Genomic DNA, 17,406 nt, shown 5'->3' with positions numbered 1-17,406 from the left:
TGCCTGGCGGGCGGCGCGGTGCGACTCGTGCGCACATGCTCACCCGGGACGGGGGCCGAAGTCGAGCTGATTCGCCAGATCTCCGTCGCTGGTCAGCTGACGGTTGCCCGGGCCTTGCTGAAGCTCCGCGACGTCGCCCAGGAGCTGATCGACACCCGCAAACTCTCGGACCACCCGATACCTGCCGATCAAGCTCGCGCCGGTCACGACACATAGAAACGACCGAACTGGGCACAGACCGGATTAAGGGCGACAGTGTCTCGAGACGCCGCCGCCCCAGGTCTCGGCGTTCAACCAACAGCGTCGAGGCTGACCCAATCCCACCAACGCGCACTGCGCACTCCGAAAACCTGGCCGGAGTTCGGCCACCCGGAACTGAGCTTCCGGGCCTGGTACGAACGCCTCCACGGCCAGGCCGCCTACGACATCGTCGAGAACATTCCTCGGACCGACTGGGCGCAGTACGTCGCCTGGTTCGGATCCACCGTCGCCCTTCCGGTGCGCCACCACACCCGGTTGGTCGGCGTCATCCCAGCCCTCCGACCACCTTGCCCTCCGGCTTGCGGTGACCGGTACCGGCGGCCACGTGGACGAACGGGTCGAGACGACTCGAAAACTGGTACTGGCCACGGGCGTCGAGGGCAACGGAGGCGCTCTGCCGCCGTACTTCCGCGCGCTTCCCGCGCACCTGGCCGCCCACACAGGCGATCGGATCGACCTCACCCAGTTCAAAGGCCAGAACATCGCCGTACTGGGAGCTGCTACCTCCGCTCTGGACGCTGCGACCGTGGCGCTGGAAGTGAGCGCCCATGAAGGACCTCATGCGTGGGATCACGGGGTGCAGTCGCCGGCCTGTTTGGGGCTTCGGCCGATTGACTCCCACATTCGTGGGTCGTCGTTGACGCCCTTCCAGACAACCCGATGGCCGGTCCAACCGCCCGTGGGGAACTCCAGACGGTCGACATGGTTGACGTCGGGTGCGCTACTGCTGCCACCGGCGCCGCAGAGCCGCTTCTGCGGGTCCCAATTCCAAGTAGGCGCATCGTTCAGCTGTGTGTAGTACAGGCCCTGATCAGGGCTGATCCCCCGCCACACCACGAAGTTGTTGTCGATGGAAGGTGCCGCACTCGTGCCGCCGCCACCACCGATCGGTCGCGGTTCGTCCCACGGCTGGTCGACCGAACCGGTGCTGTAGTAGATCTGGTTGTTCGTCGCCCCCTTCCAAACCCCGGCCAGTCCCCTGCTTCCTCCGAAGGTGATCCGCGGAGCCTCATTGGTAGAGGCCCACGGACCCAGCGACCTGGGTGTTCTCCAGAGACCGCCTTCGGAGGAGTTGAGGTAGATCGTGCCGTCGCTGCCTGGTCCACGCCACGCCACAACCATCCTTCGGAAACTGGGGCAATTCATGCAGGGTTCATCCACGGCGATCGACGGCTTGCTGCCAGCTGGTCCACTCACCCGGACGGGGACGGTCCAACTGTTCGGTTGTCCGTAACGGCGTTCCATGACGTAGATCGCACCATCGGCAGCGCTTCGCCAGCCGATCACGATGGCCCGGTCCGTTACGGCACAATCGATGTCCGGCGCATCGTTTGTGACAGCTCCCGGCACGACGTGCTGACCCGGTTCGTCGTACCCGGAATAATAGATGTTCTGATCAGTCGGCCCCTTCCAAGCCAGGGCTGATGTACAGCCGTGACCACCGGCGGCCGGGCCTGGTCCGGTGGCGCCGCCGATCTGCTGTTGTGATGTCCAGTAGAGCGGGCCGGCAACGACCACGGTCGGTACGGCGAGTGCGATCAAGGCGGTCGCCAAGCCGATGAGTGTCTTGGTTGTTGATTGCCATCGGAGTCTGGGCATGATTCCCCTTTCGAGGTGCCCGAACGCGGCACGGTTGCCGGCTCGGGCGGTCTCCTCCTGTTGAGGATTCGAGCCTGTGGCGCGGCAATCTCCTGTCGGTTACCCGGACGTTTCAGCTGCCTGTTCGGGCATTCAGCGGAGTAGCGCGCCGACCACCGAGGCGAGTTCTGCTTCGGTCGCGGCGTCGACGATCTGTCCGGCGGCGGGGCCGAGGGCTTGCAGCGCCGAGGCCTCCGCGTTGTCGCGCGCGACCAACTCGTCGGGGACTTTGGACGGTACGCCGAGTCGGCGGCGGTCGCGACTCGCAACGGTCAGCAGCCGGAGGGCGTCAGTCGGCCGGCCCTCGTCAACTTCGAGGCAGGCGATCAACTCGAGTACTTCGAGTTGGCCCTCGGTGAGATCCAGTTCCTGATAGGTGCGCAACGCATCCAGGCAGTAGGCCCTCGCCTTTGGCAGCTCACCACGTTGCCTGGCGATCATCGCCAGACCAGCGCGAGTGGAGGCGAGACCGCGTGAATCGGCCATCGTGATCCACAACTGCTCGACCTCCAGGAACACGTCTTCGGCCGCGTCCAGCCGCCCGAGACAGCGCAACGCCCCACCGGTCGCGTCGATCGCCGCACCACGAATCCGATCGTTGCCGAGGGCGAGCGCGACGGCGCTCGCCTCGCGGCTCTGCGTCAACGCCGTCTCATAGTCCCGCAGGCAGATATTGGTGATCGACAGCCCGAGCAGCGTCGTCGCACAACCCAACTGGTGGCCGAGTTCCCGGAAGATCGCCAAGGCCTGATCACCGATCGCCCGGGCCTTCGTCAGGTCGCCGCCGTTCCTGGTCAGTGAAGCGATCGCACGGAGTGTGTAGGCGCGTTCGGTGGTCGGCTCGGGGTCGAGCGCCGCCAAGCAGCGGCCGAGCCAGTCGAGCGCGTCGGCCAGCAACCCGCGCACCCACCAGTACCACCACGACGGCGCGATGATCCGCGTCACCCAGGTCGCCTCGTGATCGAGTGACCACTCGATCGCCGCCCGGAGGTTGGCTTCCTCGACCATCAGCTCGCCTAGCAGTTCGCCATGGTTCTGGCCGCCGTACCGCTCGCTCCCCGCCGCCAGCTCCGCACACCAGTTCGCGTGCCGTCGTCGTACGTCGGACTCCTCGCCGGACGCACCAAGCTGCTCGAGCCCGTGATCGCGGATACTGAGCAACAAGCGGAATCGCGGCGACCCACCGGTGGCGTTGTCGACGGCAAGCAGGCAGCGATCCTGCAGGTCCGCGAGCGCCAGCGTCACGGTGATCGGATCCATCGCGACGACCTGCTCGACCGCATCGAGCGTGCACCCGCCGTCGAACACGGCCATGCGACGCAGTACGACGCGGCTCGGCTCATCAAGCAGCGAATGACTCCAATCGATCGCCGCACGCAAGCTGGAATGCCTGCCGGTCGAGTCGCGCAGACCACCAACCAGTAGCCGGACCTGATACTCGATGCGCTCTGCGAGCTGCCGCACCGACAGCGTGCGGGTGAGTCCGGCCGCCAACTCGACCGCGAGCGGCCAGCACTCGACCGCCGTACAGACCGCTGTCACATCCGCATCTGCTGCGGCGCCGCTGCGTGCGCAGAACAGCTCTGTCGCGGCCTCGATCGCCAGTGGCCCGACTTGACGGACCTCCTCGCCTTCCATGCGGATCGCGCGCTGCGACGTGACCAGGACGGACAAACCGTCGCTGGTGCGCCGGACCACGCTGAGCAGATCCGCCACTGGGTCGACCAGATGCTCGGCGTTGTCCACGACGAGCACCGCGCCGGCCAACGCATCAGCGCTCCGGGCCAGAACATCGCCTGACCCCTCGGTCACACCGGCGGCCGCCGCCAGACCGGCAACCATCGCGCCCCGCGTACTGACCGAGGCCAAGTCCAACCAGGCGGTACGACGACCACCCAGGCACGCCACCACCTCGCGCGCGAGGCGGGTCTTGCCAACTCCTGGGCCGCCCGTGAGCGTCACCAACACCGGCCGGCGCAGGCGCTGCAACAGCCAGGTCCGATCGGCGTCCCGCCCCACGAACGGCGTTGCCGACACCGACCCCACCGGGGCAGGCTCCGGCACTCGGCGAGCAACCGCCACGACGGGGTCACCTGCGGCGAGATGTGGGTCCTGGCGGAGGAGCTTCAGTTCGAGGTCTGCACTCTCGGGCGACAACGATACGCCGTACTCGGCAGCCAGCGCGTTCCGGAGGGCAGTCAGCCGGTTGAGCGCGTCAGCTTGTCGGCCCGCTCGATACAGCGCGAGTACCGAGAGGGCGACGATCGGTTCGTGGAGCGGATGTGTCGCGGCCAGGCGCTCGATTTCGGCCATGACCGGATTCCCGAGCTCAAGTTCCGTTGTGTACAGGTCGACCTGCAGGTCGAGACGGACTGCGTCCAACCGCTCCGCCTCACCACGGGCGAACGGAAACGATCGGACGTCCACCAACGAATCGTCCCGCCAAAGGCCGACGGCATCCCGTAGCAGCGCCTCCCGGCCAACACCCTCCCCCGCACCCGCGAGTCGGGCCTGTGCTCGTTCGAGGGCGACGAGGTCGATGGCACACGCATCCAGCCGATAACCGACCGCCGTGCGACGCAACAGATCTCGGTGTGGTCCAAGGCGTCCACGTAGTCGATGCGTCAACACCCGCAAGCGTTGCGCGATGCGCTCGTCATCGATGTCATCCCACAGATCCCGGCTGAGCCGCTGATCGGACACTCCTTCGCCACCGGCAAGAGTCAGCCGCACCGCCAACGCGCGTTCCATTGGCCGGTCAAGCCGCACCAGCTTCCCATCCGCTTCTACCACCACCGCCCCAAGCACACGAACCTCGAGCATCCAACCCCCGTTGACCCGATGAGGCGCGCACTGCGCACCCGTTCCCCTAGTTCCGAAACCATGTTACGGCGGATACGCCTCACGCGTCGCTGACTTTCCGTTGCCAGAAGCGGCAACAGGCCGGCCTTGCGGAGCCCTTTCGCATTGGCGCTCTAGCGCGTTCCCTGTGACCGCCCACGTATCGCTCCGGATCCCGCCACCTCGGTCGCCAGCCATGGCGGAGAGCGCCGCCAGCGACTCGCTCCCCTGCTGAGGCCCGGCTTGCGGCCTTCGGTTGTGCGTGTGCTGGCGGTTAGAGGAATACCGGGGCCGAATGGAAGCCATCCGCGTTGGGCTCGTGGCCGATCCGGCTGCACCGACTCAGATCGCGCGGCGTCTGACGGACCTGAGGCCGCCTGATGGCAGCGGCCACTGGGAAATCACGGTCGTGAGTGAGCCGTTTACGACCGGGTCTGAGGATATCGGGGCCACGGTGGGGCGGCTGCGGGAGCGGGCTCGCGAACGTGGCTGGGATCTCGTCGTTGGGCTGACCGAACTTCCACTCCACGATCACGAGGGCCGGCATCTGCTGGTCGAGACCGACACGGAGCAACGCGCTGCGGCGCTGTCATGGCCTGCGCTGGGCGGGCCTCGGATGCATGGGCGCACTCGCCGGGCGGTGCGCTCGCTGGTCAGCCGCATGTTAGATCCCCACCCGATGGATGAGCGCCGCGGCGCCCTCCCGGACTTGAGCGCCGCTGGCGCCTGTTGCTGGGCATGGTGCTCGCCAACCGTCCGTGGCTGTTGGTGCCGGGTTTGGAGTCTGCGCTTGTGGCTGCGTTGGCAACTGGAGCCGTGGCAACGGTCAACTCCACGGTCTGGAAGACGAGGCGATCCGCGCCGCCGCCTACTCCAAACGCGAGCAGGACCGGCGCGACCGCGACCAGAACCCCGCGCCGTCCGCCCAGTGAAGGCCATACCCTCCTACCCGAGCGACTTGCCAGTGAGCCATAGCCACGCAGCTCGGCGCAGTGCAGACTTTCTGAACGCCGTGAATTAACTGACGGCGAGGTCCGGCCCGCTCCGGAGCAACAGAAAGGTCACCCTGCCATGGCCATTTCCCTCCACCGCAGACGCTTACGTGCGTCTGTGGCGACGCTGGTGGTTGCCACGCTCATCCCCCTAGGCCTGTCGTCGACCTCGGTCGCTGCCCCGACCGGTACGGCGGCAGCGGAGGTGCAGCCCCTGACGGGACCCGCCGGCGAGGGCGCGCGAACGCCGTACATGGGTTGGAGCAGTTACAGCATGCAGGTCTACTCCAACAACGGCGGGACCTGGATCAACGCCGCACAGCTCAAGGCGCAGTCCGATGCGATGCACCAGAAGCTGCAGCCGTACGGGTACAACCGGATCAACATCGACGCCGGCTGGAACGACGGTATCGACGCCTACGGCCGCCCGAAGCCCAGTACGACGCTGTTCCCGAACGGGTTCTCCGATGTCATCGACTACATCCACGCCAACGGCCAGAAGGTCGGGATCTACAGCATCCCCGGCATCTCTCCCGCCCTCCAACAGGCCAACCTCCCGGTCTTCGGACACCCCGAGTGCCGGACTGGTGACCTCGCACTCCAACCGCTGCAGCAGGCTGACTACTGGGGCTTCGGAAACCGCATCGACATGGCCAAACCCTGCTCGCAGTTCTACCTCAACTCGATCGCCGATCTGTACGCCGAGTGGGGTATCGACTTCCTCAAGTTCGACAGTGTCACCCCGGGGTCGGGGCACAACGACCTCTCGCTCGACGCGCGCGCCGAGGTGGCCGGCTGGTCGCAGGCGCTGACCCCGCACGGGATCTGGTTCGAACTGTCCTGGGCGCTCGACATCAACTACGCCGACTACTGGAAGCAGTACGCGAACGGCTGGCGGATCGACTGGGATGTCGAGTGCTACTGCCCCGGGCAGGCCCTGACCGCGTGGCCGAACATCAGCAGGTTGTTCCCCAAGCTCGCCGAGTGGTGGCGGCATGGCGGCCCCGGCGGCTGGAACGACCTCGACTCACTGGACGTCGGCAATGGCGCGATGGATGGCCTGACCCAGGACGAACGGCGGACGGCGGCGACGCTGTGGGCTGTGTCGGCCGCGCCGTTCTACGTCGGCAACGACCTCACGCAACTCGACCAGTTCGGCCTGAGCCTGCTGACGAACACCGAAGTGCTCGCGGTCAACCAAGCCGGCCGCCCCGCGCAGCCGGTGTCGACCGCGACCGACCAGCAGGTCTGGTACTCGCTGAACGCAGACAGCAGCTACACCGTTGCCCTGTTCAACCTCGGCGGTTCACAGTCGACGGTGACCGCGAACTGGTCCGACCTCGGTCTGGCCGGTGGAGCGCAGGTGCGTGATCTGTGGGCCAAGCAGGATCTCGGCAGCTTCGCGTCAGGGTTCACGGCGACCGCGGTGCCTGCGCACGGCGTACGGCTGCTGAAGGTGACGCCGCAGCCCGGCTCGACGATCAGCGTGAACGACGACGACCTGCGGGTCGGGTACGCCGGAACCTGGCAGCGCAACGGTGGTCGGGAGGTCAAGACGATCACGGACTCGCTGGCCGTCACGACCGTGGACACCACAGCAGGCGGTACGGCGCCTGCGGCCGGTGTCCGTACCACCGAGGTGAACAATGACAACCCGGCGATCAACTACACGGGCACGTGGAATCGTAGTTGGAGCCGCGGACTCGGCGACTACCAGGACGACGTCCAGTACGCCGAAGCGAACGGCGACGCGTTCTCCTACACGTTCACCGGGACCGGTGTCGACTACGTGACCGAGAAGCACGCCTCACAAGGTGATGTGGACATCTACGTCGACGGCGTTTTCAAGCAGACCGTCAGCGCATACCAAGCCAGCGGTCGTGGCGCACAGCAGGTCGTCTACGGCACCTCCGGCCTCACCAACGGGATCCACACGATCCGGGGCGTGAAGAAGACTGGCCAGTTCATGCTGCTCGACAAATTCAACGTCCGCACGCCGGGCGGTGTCCGCACCGTCTCGCTCAACAACAACGACGCACAGATCACCTACACCGGATCGTGGGGCGCCAGCACCGGCCGCGGCTTCGGCGACTACCGCGACGACGTCCAGTACGCCGAAGCCAACGGCGACGCCTTCAGCTCGACCTTTGTCGGAACGGGCGTCGACTACGTGACCGAGACGCATGCGTCACAGGGCGAGGTCGACATCTACATCGACGGCGCCTTCAAGCAGACCGTCAACGCCAGCCTGGCCAGCGGCCGTGGTGCCCAGCAGGTCGTCTACAGCGTCTCCGGGCTGGCGAACGGCACGCACACAATCCGCGGGGTGAAAAAGTCCGGCCAGTTCATACTGGTCGACCGACTCGACGTACGACAGCCGAGCCTTCTCACACCGGACACCGCGGTCTTCGACAAGAAGACATCTGCTCAGGCGGACGTTGTGCTTCAGCTCGGCCGACCAGTGAGCGACCTGACCTCCGTCCAGCGAGGCGGCACCACACTGGTCAATGGCACCGACTACACCGCATCCGGTCAGGTGGTCACGATCAAGAAGAGCTATCTCGCGGCCCAACCCATCGGCTACAGCAGCCTGGCCTTCACCTTCAGGAGCGACTACCGCGACGACATCCACGCAGCGACAGCGAACGGTGCATCCCTCGAATTCACCTTCAAGGGCACGAGCGTCACCTGGCTCACGGCCGTAGCCCCCGACCAAGGCGAGGCTGACGTGTACGTCGACAACGTCCTCATTCAGCGGGTGAACCTGCAAAGCGCCTCCCGCGGCACTCTGCAAAGCGTGTTCACCCGATCCGGCCTCAGCAACAGTGACCACACACTGCGCATCGTGAAAGTCTCCGGAACCGTTCTCCGCAACGACATGATCCGGTACACGATCGCGTAGCGGCATACGGGTGGCCATGCAGGTGCTTACCGCCCTGGTCGGCACCTTCATGGCCTGGGATGGCACGCTGGGGGCACGATGACGACAACAGCTGATTCACGGTCCCGCGGGCGCAGTCTGCGGCGGGACGCGCTTGGGTTGGGACCGTCCACCGCGATCGGGATCTCCTCCTCCGCGCCGGCGTACTCGGTGGCGGTCGCGGTCGGGCTCCTCGCCGCGTCCGTCGGTACCGCCGCTCCCCTGGTCCTGGCGCTGTCGGCCATACCGGTCGTCCTGGTGGCGCTCTGCTTCCGGGAGCTGAACAGGACCGAGCCAGACTGCGGTACGACGTTCCCCTGGACCGAGAAGGCGTTCGGCATAGGTGTCGGCCGCATGGTCGGCTGGACCACCGTGATGGCCTGCGTGCTCGTCATGAGCAACCTGGCCCAGGTCGCCTCGGTCTACACCTATGTGCTGCTCGGCCTGGACGGCGCTGCCGACTCCCGCCCAGCACAAGCTGCTCTGGGGACCGTGTTCATCGCCGTGATGGCAGTGCTCGCCTACCGCGGGATCCGGATCGCCGCCTGGACGCAGGCGATCCTGCTGACGGTGGAGGTCGTCGCACTGCTCTGGTTCGCCGTCAACGCCTTCCGAGAGGCCGGCACCATGAGCCTCGCGACGAACACCGGCGAGGGCAAGTGGGCCACCGGCGTACTGGTCGCAGTGTTCCTCTACTGGGGCTGGGACTCGTCCTTCAGCGTCAATGAGGAGACTCGCGAGCCGCGCCGTACTCCGGCCATCGCGGCACTCCTCGCCAACGGTTTCCTGATCGTCCTGTACGCCGTAGTCGTCTGGTCCGCGCTTGTGTACGCGGGGGTCGGCCCGCTGAGCGAGATCGCGGACGACGACTTCTTCTCGGTCCTGAGCAACGACCTGCTCGGTACTGCGGGCGGCAAGCTCCTGATCGGCGCAGTACTCGTCTCCGCGCTCGCCTCGACGCAGACAACCATCCTGCCGACCGCCCGGACGATGCTGTCGATGGCCCGGCGCGACGCGTTCCCGGGGCAGTTCGCGCGGATCTCCACTCGCTTCCACACTCCCAGCGTCTCCACCCTGGTCTTCGCAGTGGCCAGCGTGGTCATCTACGTCACCCTGGTCCTTACCTCGGACGCAGTACTGGCCGACGCCGTCGGGGCCGTCTCGGTGCTGGTGTCGCTCTACTACCTCGCCACCGCGATCGCCGTACCGGTGTATTTCACCGGCCAGCTCAAGGGCCGGGTGCTGCAACGGGTAGTCGTCCCGCTGCTGGCGGCGGCGTCGTTCGTCGCCGTACTGGTGCTGGCTGTCTCCGACGTGGGTACCGGTCCCCTGGTTGTGGTGGGTGTGACGATGGTGGTGGGCGCGCTGATCATGTACTCGATGAAGCCGCCTGCTGACGGGGAAGGCAGGGCATGACGCAATCTGGACCAATCAGACGGATGCGCAGTGCAGGCATCACGCTCGGACTGACCGCTCTGGTCGCCGCATCGCTGACCGGGTGCAGTAACGACAACGACACGGCCGACTACGCAGCAATCTGTGTCGACCCACAGACGCAGCAGCGGACCGACGACGACCAATGCAAGGACGAGCGCGAGTACCACGGCTCCGGGGCCGGCTTCTTCTGGTTCTACATGGCCACCCGCGGCGGTTTCCTGGTGCCGCCGGTCGGTGGCCGCTACAACACCGGCGACGGCAGCTACACCACCTCCAACCTGCGCAACACCTCTGGCGGTACGGCGACCATCCAGCGCGGCGGCCTGTCTACCAAGGGCGGCAACATCGGCACCATCGCGCGCGGCGGCTTCGGCAAAGCCGGCAAGGGGGGTTCCGGCGGCTGACGTGGCGGCACTCGATCAAGCCCCGATTCAGGGCTGGCCGGGTGAATAGGCGTCGTAGTTTCCGCATTCTGCGGTGATGTCGGCTGCGGCTTGGGCTGCGGTGACGAAGTCCTCGGCCAGGGGTGAGGTTTGCGACGCTGCCGTCGCGAGGAAGACCTGGTCGGGTGCTAGTTCCGGGACGGGGACGTAGCTGATGTCGGGGCGTGAGTAGAACAGGGTCTCGGAACGCGCCACGAAGGAAATGCCTCGGCCGGCTGCGACGTGTTCGAGTTTCTCCTCGACGCCGCGTACTCGGAGACCGGAGTCGGGGTGGGGGCGCTTGGTGGGGTGCGTGGTCGGGTCGGCGTGCCAGACCATCGGTTCACCGGCTAGGTCGGCCTCGGTGAGCTCTTCCTTGCCGGCCAGGCGGTGGCCTGCGGGCAGGACCACCATCAGCGGCTCGACGTACAGGGGGATCACACGCAGGTCGGTCTCGTCGATGGGCAGCCGCATGTAGGCGACGTCGATTCGGCCATCCAGCAGCATCGGGACCTGGTCGTCCCATTCGATTCGCTGCACGTCTATGACCACGTCCGGGTGTCGGGCCTCGAACACCTGCGCTGCCGGGATGACCGGGATGCCGGTCCGGAAGCCTACGGTCAGCCGGCGGCTGCCGTGGGCGGCGACGGCGACCCGGCGGCGTACGGCGTCCGCGGAGGCGAGTAGCGGACCGACGTCGGTCAGGAGTTGCCGGCCGGCGTCGGTGAGGGCCGCTCCGTGGCGATTCCTGGTGAACAGCGCGGCGCCGAGATCGTGTTCCAGCGCTCGGATCTGGCGGCTGAGCGCCGGCTGCGCGATGTGCAGCTCCTCGGCGGCGCGGCCGAAGTGCAGCTCGTCGGCGACAGCGCGGAAGTAGCGGAGTTTGCGCAGGTCCAGATCCACGGGCCCTCCCGGGTTGGTGATGCCTCCAAGGTATCACCGCGACCGAAAGCGGTCTTGGACAGCCATTCGGGCCGGTGACAGCCTGAAGAGGTAACCAACGCAGCGGAAATGAATTCGATCAAGAGATTCAGAAAGCAGGCAGAGCAATCGTGGGAAAGCTCGATGGGAAGGTCGCGGTGATTACCGGCGGATCAACCGGAATGGCATTGGCCGGCGCCGAACTGTTCGTCGAACAAGGAGCTCACGTCTTCATCCAGGCCCGACGGCAGGACGCACTGGATGAGGCCGTCAAGCGGATCGGCCGCAACGTCACCGCCGTCCAGGGGGACGCGGCCGACCTGGACGACCTGGACCGCTTGTACGACGCCGTGAAGCGGGAGCAGGGCTCGATCGACGTGCTGTGGGCCAGCGCCGGGATGGGCGAGCCCGCCGTACTCGGCGAGATCACCGAGGAACAGTTCCAGCGCGCCTTCTCGCTCAACGCGCGCGGCACCTTGTTCACGGTGCAGAAAGCACTACCGCTGATCAACGACAACGGCTCGATCATCATGACCGGATCCAACGCCTCCCTCGGCGCCTTCCCCGGCTGGAGCCTCTACGCAGGAAGCAAAGCCGTCCAGCAGGCCTGGGCCCGCGTCTGGCTCAACGAACTGCGCGACCGCAAGATCCGGGTCAACGTTCTGACCCCCGGCCAGGTCGCCACCGCCAAACAGGAAGAACTGTTCGACGAGGCGACCAGGGCCGCGTTCGAGTCCCTCATCCCCCGCGGGCAGATGGGTCGCCCGGAAGAAATCGCCACCGTCGCCTTGTTCCTCGCCTCCGACGACTCCAGCTACGTCAACGGACTGGAACTGGTCGCCGACGGCGGCACCACGGCCATCTGAACCACACACAAGAAAGCGAGTGCACCTTATGAGTAGCGTCACCATCATCGGCACGGGAAATATGGCCCGCGCCATCGGAACGCTCGCGGTGGCGGGCGGCAACAGCGTCGGTCACTGGGACTTCGCCCTCGGCGTCGACGAATTCACCAGCTGAGCGTGATCCGGCGGACTCAGCCGTCCTTGAGGAGGCGGGCCACTGAGGGCTCGAGCTTCTCGCGGACCTTCTGGCTGTCGAGGTCGTCGGAACCGGTCTGGTTGATCGCGCGGGCGATCGTCCGGCCTTCCTCGTACTGCGAGATCACCCGCGGGTCGACGTACGAGCTGCGCGCGACCGCCGGCGTATTACCCAGATGGCCGGAGACCTCGGTCAGCATCTCCTTCACGGCTTTCTTCGCGGCCTTCTTGGTCTCCGGTGGGTCGGCCTCGGCGAGGTCGGCCGCGGCGTGCACGGTCGCGGTCCAGGTGCGCAGGTCCTTCACGGTGTACTGGTCGCCGACGATCTCCTGGAAGCGTTCGTTGATCAGCCCCGCGTTGATCTCGTGCCAGCCGTCCTTGTCGCGATAGACCAGCAACCGCGGATTGTCATGCCGGCCACGCTTCAGCGCGGCGACCGCCCGCACGAGCTTGTCGTCCTCCAGCTCGAAGCTTCGCTGGATACCGCCTTTGGCCACGTAGTCGAACACCAGCAAGCCCTTGCGAACGCGCACATCCTTGCGCAGCAGCGTCGCGGCTCCGCGGCTGCCCGACTCAGCGGCGTACCGGTCGTTACCGGTCCGGAAGACACCATGGTCGAGCATCCTCAGCGCAGCCGCCAAGACACGCTCCCGAGTCAGGCCCTTGGCACGCAGATCGCGCTCCACGGCCTCGCGGAACTCCGGCAGCCGGTTGGCCAAACGCCGTACCCGGTCGTGCTTGTCGGCATCCTTCGTACTGCGCCACTCCACGTGGTACAGGTACTGGCGACGGCCGGCCTCATCGGTCCCGACCGCCTGGATGTGACCGTTCGCGTGCGGACTGATCCAGACGTCCTTCCAGGCCGGCGGAATGACCAGCGCCCGAATCCTGTCCAGTACGTCGGCATCGGTGATCACGTTGCCGTCAGCATCTAAATAGCTGAACCCCTTCCCCCGCCCACGTCGGCCGAAGCCAGGCCCGTCCGGGTCACTCCGCTTCAGCCTCATCGACGCGTCACCGCACCCCACCCGGCCGCGGCCAAGGCGTCGCAAGCGCCAGGATCCGTCGCCTCCACCTCCAGCCGGCAACTGGCCGCCCAGCACCGCCGCTGAGCCACGTCCACCAGATGGCAGAGATCGTCATGGTCCGCCGGATCGACGGTCGCCTCGATCGCGAGCACCAATCCCGCGAGGTCCGGCGTACAGACATCCAGCAGCAACTCCCGCGCCAGGGCCGCGGTCGTTTCACAGAACGCGCCGCGGACGACGATGCGCGCCGTCCCCGCCTCCACTTCCCAGCTGACCGCCTCATGCCCGCTAGAGACCTCGGAAGCACCATCGATGACAGTCATGAGCAGGACCCTTCGTCACGCAGAACGGAGTGGAGTGACTCGCACACTGCCTGACGAGTGATCGCCCAGTGCCCACCAACAACCCACTCGAACCCTGCAGCCCCCTTCTAGTGCTGGCGAAGCGACTGTCACGGGTCGGGTCTCTGTCCTGTCTATAGCGATGACTGCACGGTGTGGCGCTCACCGCCGTGACTGTCTTCGGTCATCGCTCTTCAGGAGGAGACGAAGTTGAACTGGAACAAGAGATTCTTGGCTGCCGCCATCGCGGTGGTGTCGGTTGCCGGTGCACTGGTGAGTGGGCCGGCGGCGTCGGCCGCGCAGAGTTCGCCGCGACCACCGGCAGGCTTTCGCGAGGACAAGGTCCGGGTCGGTGAGGTCGGAATCAACTTTGTCGAGGGTGGCCACGGGCCGACGCTCGTGCTGCTGCACGGGTATCCGGAGACCTGGTACGGATGGCACAAGGTCCTTCCGGAACTGGCGAAGCACTATCACGTGATCGCGCCGGATCTCCGCGGCGCCGGTGGTAGCGATGCTCCGGCCGGCGGCTACGACAAGATGACGATGGCGGGCGATATCCACGGCCTGCTGGTGAAGCTCGGCCGCGACCATGACGTCCGGCTGGTCGGTCACGACATCGGCACGATGGTGTCCTATGCCTACGCCTCCCGGTACCCGAAGGACGTCACCAAGCTGGTGCTCACCGAAGCACCGATCCCCGATCAGAAGCTCTACGAGTCGCCCTCACTGACTCCGGCCGGCCCGGGCTCGTGGAACCTCGGCTTCTTCAACGTCCGCAACGGCCTTCCGGAACAGATGATCAGAGGTCGCGAGACCGAGTGGATCGACGGCTTCGCCGACATGGTCGAGTACAACAAGGACGGCGTGACCAGGGCCGACGCCGCCATCTATGGCCGCTTCTTCCGGCGCCCTGGCCATCTGGAGGCCAGCTTCGAGTGGTTCCGCGCCTTCAACCAGGACGTCGCCGACAACAAGGTGAACGGCCGCACCAAACTGACCATGCCCGTCCTCGCCCTCGGCGCCCAGTACAGCTGGGGCCCCTTCGTCCTCAACCAGGTCCGCGAATACGCCACCAACGTCACCGGCGGCGTCGTCGCGGACTCCGGCCACTGGCTCTGGGAAGAGAAGCCCGGAGAACTCACCGCCAGACTCCTCGCCTTCCTCGGGACCTAGATCGCATAGCCCGATGCCGGTACGGCGTGCGCCGTACCGGCGTTGGGCAGCTCGCCAGGAATGCGCCATCATCATGATGCGTTGTGCTACATATAATCTGGTGGACAGATTATCTACTATCGGAGGGGATTGAAGTGGGCGACTACGGGCATGAGCTGCTGGTCGGGGCGTTTCTGACGCCTTCGGCAGGCGACCCGGATCGAGTGGTGAGCCTGGCGGAGACCGCAGACTCGGCCGGGCTGGACGTGGTGACGTTCCAGGACCACCCGTACAACGCCGGGCTGCTGGACACCTGGACCCTGCTGAGCTGGGTCGCCGCCCGAACGCAGCGGATCACCGTGGCCGGGAACGTGCTCAACCTGCCGTTGCGACCGCCCGCCGTACTGGCGCGGGCATCAGCCAGCCTGGACCTGCTGTCCCACGGCCGATTCGAGCTGGGCATCGGGGCCGGCGGATTCCCGGATGCCGTCCACGGAATGGGCGGCGGCGGGATGAAGAGCCCAGGCCAGCGGCTTGAGGCCTTGTCCGAGGCGATCGACATCGTGCGCGGAGTGTGGGACACCGACACCCGCGGCGCGTTCCGCTTCGACGGAAAGCACTACCAAGTCCCGGGAACGAAGCGCGGGCCGCGGCCAGCGCATGACATCTCGGTTTGGCTCGGTGCCTACAAGCCACGGATCCTCGAGCTGACGGGACGCAAGGCCGACGGCTGGTTGCCGACACTGGAGTACCTCGAGCCGGGCGCTCACATCACCGGCAACACCATGATCGACGAGGCCGCACTGGCGGCCGGTCGCGATCCGAGCGCCGTACGGCGGATGCTCAACCTGATGCCTCCGGGTCCGGACTCGTTCCTGAAGGACAGCCCGGACAGCTGGGCGGAGCAGTTGCTGCCGCTGGTGCTGGATCACGGCTTCAGCGCGTTCTTCCTGGTCGGCGACGACCCGCGCTCACTCCAGGTCCTCGGCCAGGAGGTTGCCCCGCAACTGCGGGAGCTCGTCACGAGAGAGCGGAAGATCGAACGAACTCCGGCCGCGCTGGCCGCACGAGTGCCTGGGATCGACTACGACGCGCTGCCCGTGGAGTTGCGCACGAAGGCGGTCGAGCCGGGTGATCCGTCGTACGACCGGGTGCGGCACACGTTCGCCCGCAAGGGTTCGCCGGCACTCGTCATCCAGGCCGGAACCGTCGACGAGGTTCGCTCCGCACTCACGTACGCGCGCAGCCAGGACGTCTCGATCTCGGTACGCAGCGGAGGCCACGGCTTCAGCGGACGCTCGACCAACGACGGCGGGATCGTCGTCGACCTCGGCCGAATGAACGCCGTCGAGGTCCTCGACCGGGCCCGCCGCCTCGTCCGCGTCGAACCCGGCGCGCGGTGGGGCCAGGTCGCCGCAGCACTCGAGCCACACGGACTCGCGATCAGCTCCGGCGACTTCGGCGGGGTGGGTGTCGGCGGGTTGGCGACGACGGCCGGCCTCGGCTACCTCGCTCGCAGCTACGGCCTCACGATCGACCACATCCGCGCGGTCGAGATCGTCCTGGCCGACGGGACCTTTCACCGCATCGACGCCGACCACGAGCCCGACCTCTTCTGGGCGGTCCGCGGCGCCGGCGGGAACTTCGGCATCGTCACCGCCTTCGAGATCGAGGCGACCGAGTTGCACGACGTCGTTCACGCCACCCTGTACGTCGATGCCTCGGAGACCGCCGCGGTCATGGAGCGATGGGGCCGGCTCGTCGAGGACGCACCACGCGAGCTGACCAGCTTCATGGCGCTCTACCCAGCACGCCGCGGACAACCGCCGATAGCGCAGATCATTCTGGTGTACGCCGGTGACGACGTGCCTGCGGCGGAGGAAGCGCTGGCGCCGTTCCTCACGGTAGGCCCCGTCCTCGAGCAGGAAGCCGAGTTGACGCCGTACGCGTCGGTGATCCAGCTGCCCGACTACCGGCACGACGGGAACGGGCCTGCGCACAACCGCAGTGGACTGCTGGACCACCTGACAGCGGAAAGCACCGCCGTGGTCGAGAAGATGATCAAGTCCGGCAAGATCCTGATGATGCAGTTCCGCTCAGCGGGTGGCGCGGTCAACGACGTATCGGCGGAGGCCACGGCGTACGCGCACCGCAGCCAGAACTTCTCCGTCGTCAGCGTCACCTTCCCGGACTGGACGTCGTACCAGGATGAGCTGTGGAGCGAGCTCTACCCGCACCTGGACGGGATGTACCTGAGCTTCGAGACCACCACGGACCCGGAGCGACTGCTCGACGCCTTCCCCGGCCCGACGCTGTGCCGCCTGCGCGCGCTCAAGACCAAGTACGACCCGGACGGCATCTTCGACAAGAACTTCGACCTCACCAAGGCCGACCTGCTGCCCCGGTGAGGTCA

Annotated in this window: 14 protein-coding genes; 8 read left to right on the top strand and 6 right to left on the bottom strand. The window is 66.6% G+C overall.

Annotation, left to right across the window (positions count from 1 at the left end; genetic code table 11):
* The first annotated feature begins 27 nt into the window (after positions 1–27).
* Positions 28–216 (top strand): hypothetical protein, encoded by a 189-nt coding sequence (locus ACFVWG_RS20260; RefSeq protein WP_391544870.1) that lies wholly within the window; start codon positions 28–30, stop codon positions 214–216.
* Between the two features lie 310 nt (positions 217–526).
* On the opposite strand, the gene ACFVWG_RS20255 is transcribed toward ACFVWG_RS20260, so the two are convergent.
* The 3 genes from ACFVWG_RS20255 to ACFVWG_RS20245 all read right to left on the bottom strand — a co-directional run bounded on the left by ACFVWG_RS20255 (position 527) and on the right by ACFVWG_RS20245 (position 4,650).
* Positions 527–823, bottom strand: a complete 297-nt coding sequence (locus ACFVWG_RS20255; protein WP_391544869.1) for a hypothetical protein — start codon at positions 821–823, stop codon at positions 527–529.
* Between the two features lie 8 nt (positions 824–831).
* The gene (locus tag ACFVWG_RS20250; RefSeq protein WP_391544868.1) at positions 832–1,815 is read right to left on the bottom strand and encodes a hypothetical protein; all 984 of its coding nucleotides are present in this window, start codon (positions 1,813–1,815) and stop codon (positions 832–834) included.
* Positions 1,816–1,992: 177 nt separating this feature from the next.
* Positions 1,993–4,650 carry an ATP-binding protein gene (locus ACFVWG_RS20245; RefSeq protein WP_391544867.1) on the bottom strand — a complete coding sequence of 886 codons (2,658 nt, stop codon included), beginning with the start codon at positions 4,648–4,650 and terminating at the stop codon, positions 1,993–1,995.
* A gap of 1,200 nt (positions 4,651–5,850) precedes the next feature.
* Between ACFVWG_RS20245 and ACFVWG_RS20240 the strand changes: the two genes are divergently transcribed.
* From ACFVWG_RS20240 to ACFVWG_RS20230, 3 genes are all read left to right on the top strand, one after another.
* Positions 5,851–8,634, top strand: a complete 2,784-nt coding sequence (locus ACFVWG_RS20240; protein ID WP_391544866.1) for a X2-like carbohydrate binding domain-containing protein — start codon at positions 5,851–5,853, stop codon at positions 8,632–8,634.
* 78 nt (positions 8,635–8,712) lie between these two features.
* Positions 8,713–10,068, top strand: a complete 1,356-nt coding sequence (locus tag ACFVWG_RS20235) for an APC family permease (protein ID WP_391544865.1) — start codon at positions 8,713–8,715, stop codon at positions 10,066–10,068.
* 23 nt (positions 10,069–10,091) lie between these two features.
* Positions 10,092–10,493, top strand: coding sequence for a hypothetical protein (locus tag ACFVWG_RS20230; protein ID WP_391544864.1), 402 nt, complete (start codon positions 10,092–10,094; stop codon positions 10,491–10,493).
* Positions 10,494–10,520: 27 nt separating this feature from the next.
* Here ACFVWG_RS20230 and ACFVWG_RS20225 read toward each other — a convergent pair whose 3' ends face one another.
* Positions 10,521–11,414 (bottom strand): LysR family transcriptional regulator, encoded by an 894-nt coding sequence (locus ACFVWG_RS20225; RefSeq protein WP_391544863.1) that lies wholly within the window; start codon positions 11,412–11,414, stop codon positions 10,521–10,523.
* Positions 11,415–11,563: 149 nt separating this feature from the next.
* Between ACFVWG_RS20225 and ACFVWG_RS20220 the strand changes: the two genes are divergently transcribed.
* Positions 11,564–12,298, top strand: a complete 735-nt coding sequence (locus ACFVWG_RS20220) for an SDR family NAD(P)-dependent oxidoreductase (RefSeq protein ID WP_391544862.1) — start codon at positions 11,564–11,566, stop codon at positions 12,296–12,298.
* A gap of 28 nt (positions 12,299–12,326) precedes the next feature.
* Positions 12,327–12,452, top strand: coding sequence for a hypothetical protein (locus tag ACFVWG_RS20215; RefSeq protein WP_391544861.1), 126 nt, complete (start codon positions 12,327–12,329; stop codon positions 12,450–12,452).
* A 16-nt stretch (positions 12,453–12,468) separates the two neighbouring features.
* On the opposite strand, the gene ACFVWG_RS20210 is transcribed toward ACFVWG_RS20215, so the two are convergent.
* Together ACFVWG_RS20210 and ACFVWG_RS20205 are read right to left on the bottom strand one after the other, a co-directional pair.
* A complete protein-coding gene (locus tag ACFVWG_RS20210; protein ID WP_391544860.1) occupies positions 12,469–13,479 on the bottom strand; it encodes a DNA topoisomerase IB in 1,011 nt (336 codons plus the stop codon).
* Positions 13,476–13,823, bottom strand: coding sequence for a hypothetical protein (locus ACFVWG_RS20205; protein WP_391544859.1), 348 nt, complete (start codon positions 13,821–13,823; stop codon positions 13,476–13,478). Before ACFVWG_RS20205 ends, ACFVWG_RS20210 begins: the two co-directional genes overlap by 4 nt.
* A 228-nt stretch (positions 13,824–14,051) precedes the next feature.
* Here ACFVWG_RS20205 and ACFVWG_RS20200 point away from each other — a divergent pair, with 228 nt between their 5' ends.
* Both ACFVWG_RS20200 and ACFVWG_RS20195 read left to right on the top strand, forming a co-directional pair.
* Positions 14,052–15,014, top strand: a complete 963-nt coding sequence (locus tag ACFVWG_RS20200; RefSeq protein WP_391544858.1) for an alpha/beta fold hydrolase — start codon at positions 14,052–14,054, stop codon at positions 15,012–15,014.
* Between the two features lie 134 nt (positions 15,015–15,148).
* Positions 15,149–17,401, top strand: a complete 2,253-nt coding sequence (locus ACFVWG_RS20195; RefSeq protein WP_391544857.1) for an LLM class flavin-dependent oxidoreductase — start codon at positions 15,149–15,151, stop codon at positions 17,399–17,401.
* Positions 17,402–17,406 lie beyond the last annotated feature (5 nt).

Source organism: Kribbella sp. NPDC058245 (assembly GCF_042882005.1).
Classification (GTDB): domain Bacteria; phylum Actinomycetota; class Actinomycetes; order Propionibacteriales; family Kribbellaceae; genus Kribbella.
Note: the sequence above shows the minus strand (reverse complement) of the source record. Positions and strands in the feature narration are given on the sequence as shown.

Coding starts and splice junctions, on each gene's coding strand:
- ACFVWG_RS20230 (WP_391544864.1), top strand. CDS start 10,092: ATGCGCAGTGCAGGCATCACGCTCGGACTGACCGCTCTGGTCGCCGCA.
- ACFVWG_RS20215 (WP_391544861.1), top strand. CDS start 12,327: ATGAGTAGCGTCACCATCATCGGCACGGGAAATATGGCCCGCGCCATC.
- ACFVWG_RS20255 (WP_391544869.1), bottom strand. CDS start 823: ATGAGGTCCTTCATGGGCGCTCACTTCCAGCGCCACGGTCGCAGCGTC.
- ACFVWG_RS20205 (WP_391544859.1), bottom strand. CDS start 13,823: ATGACTGTCATCGATGGTGCTTCCGAGGTCTCTAGCGGGCATGAGGCG.
- ACFVWG_RS20235 (WP_391544865.1), top strand. CDS start 8,713: ATGACGACAACAGCTGATTCACGGTCCCGCGGGCGCAGTCTGCGGCGG.
- ACFVWG_RS20245 (WP_391544867.1), bottom strand. CDS start 4,650: ATGGAACGCGCGTTGGCGGTGCGGCTGACTCTTGCCGGTGGCGAAGGA.
- ACFVWG_RS20210 (WP_391544860.1), bottom strand. CDS start 13,479: ATGAGGCTGAAGCGGAGTGACCCGGACGGGCCTGGCTTCGGCCGACGT.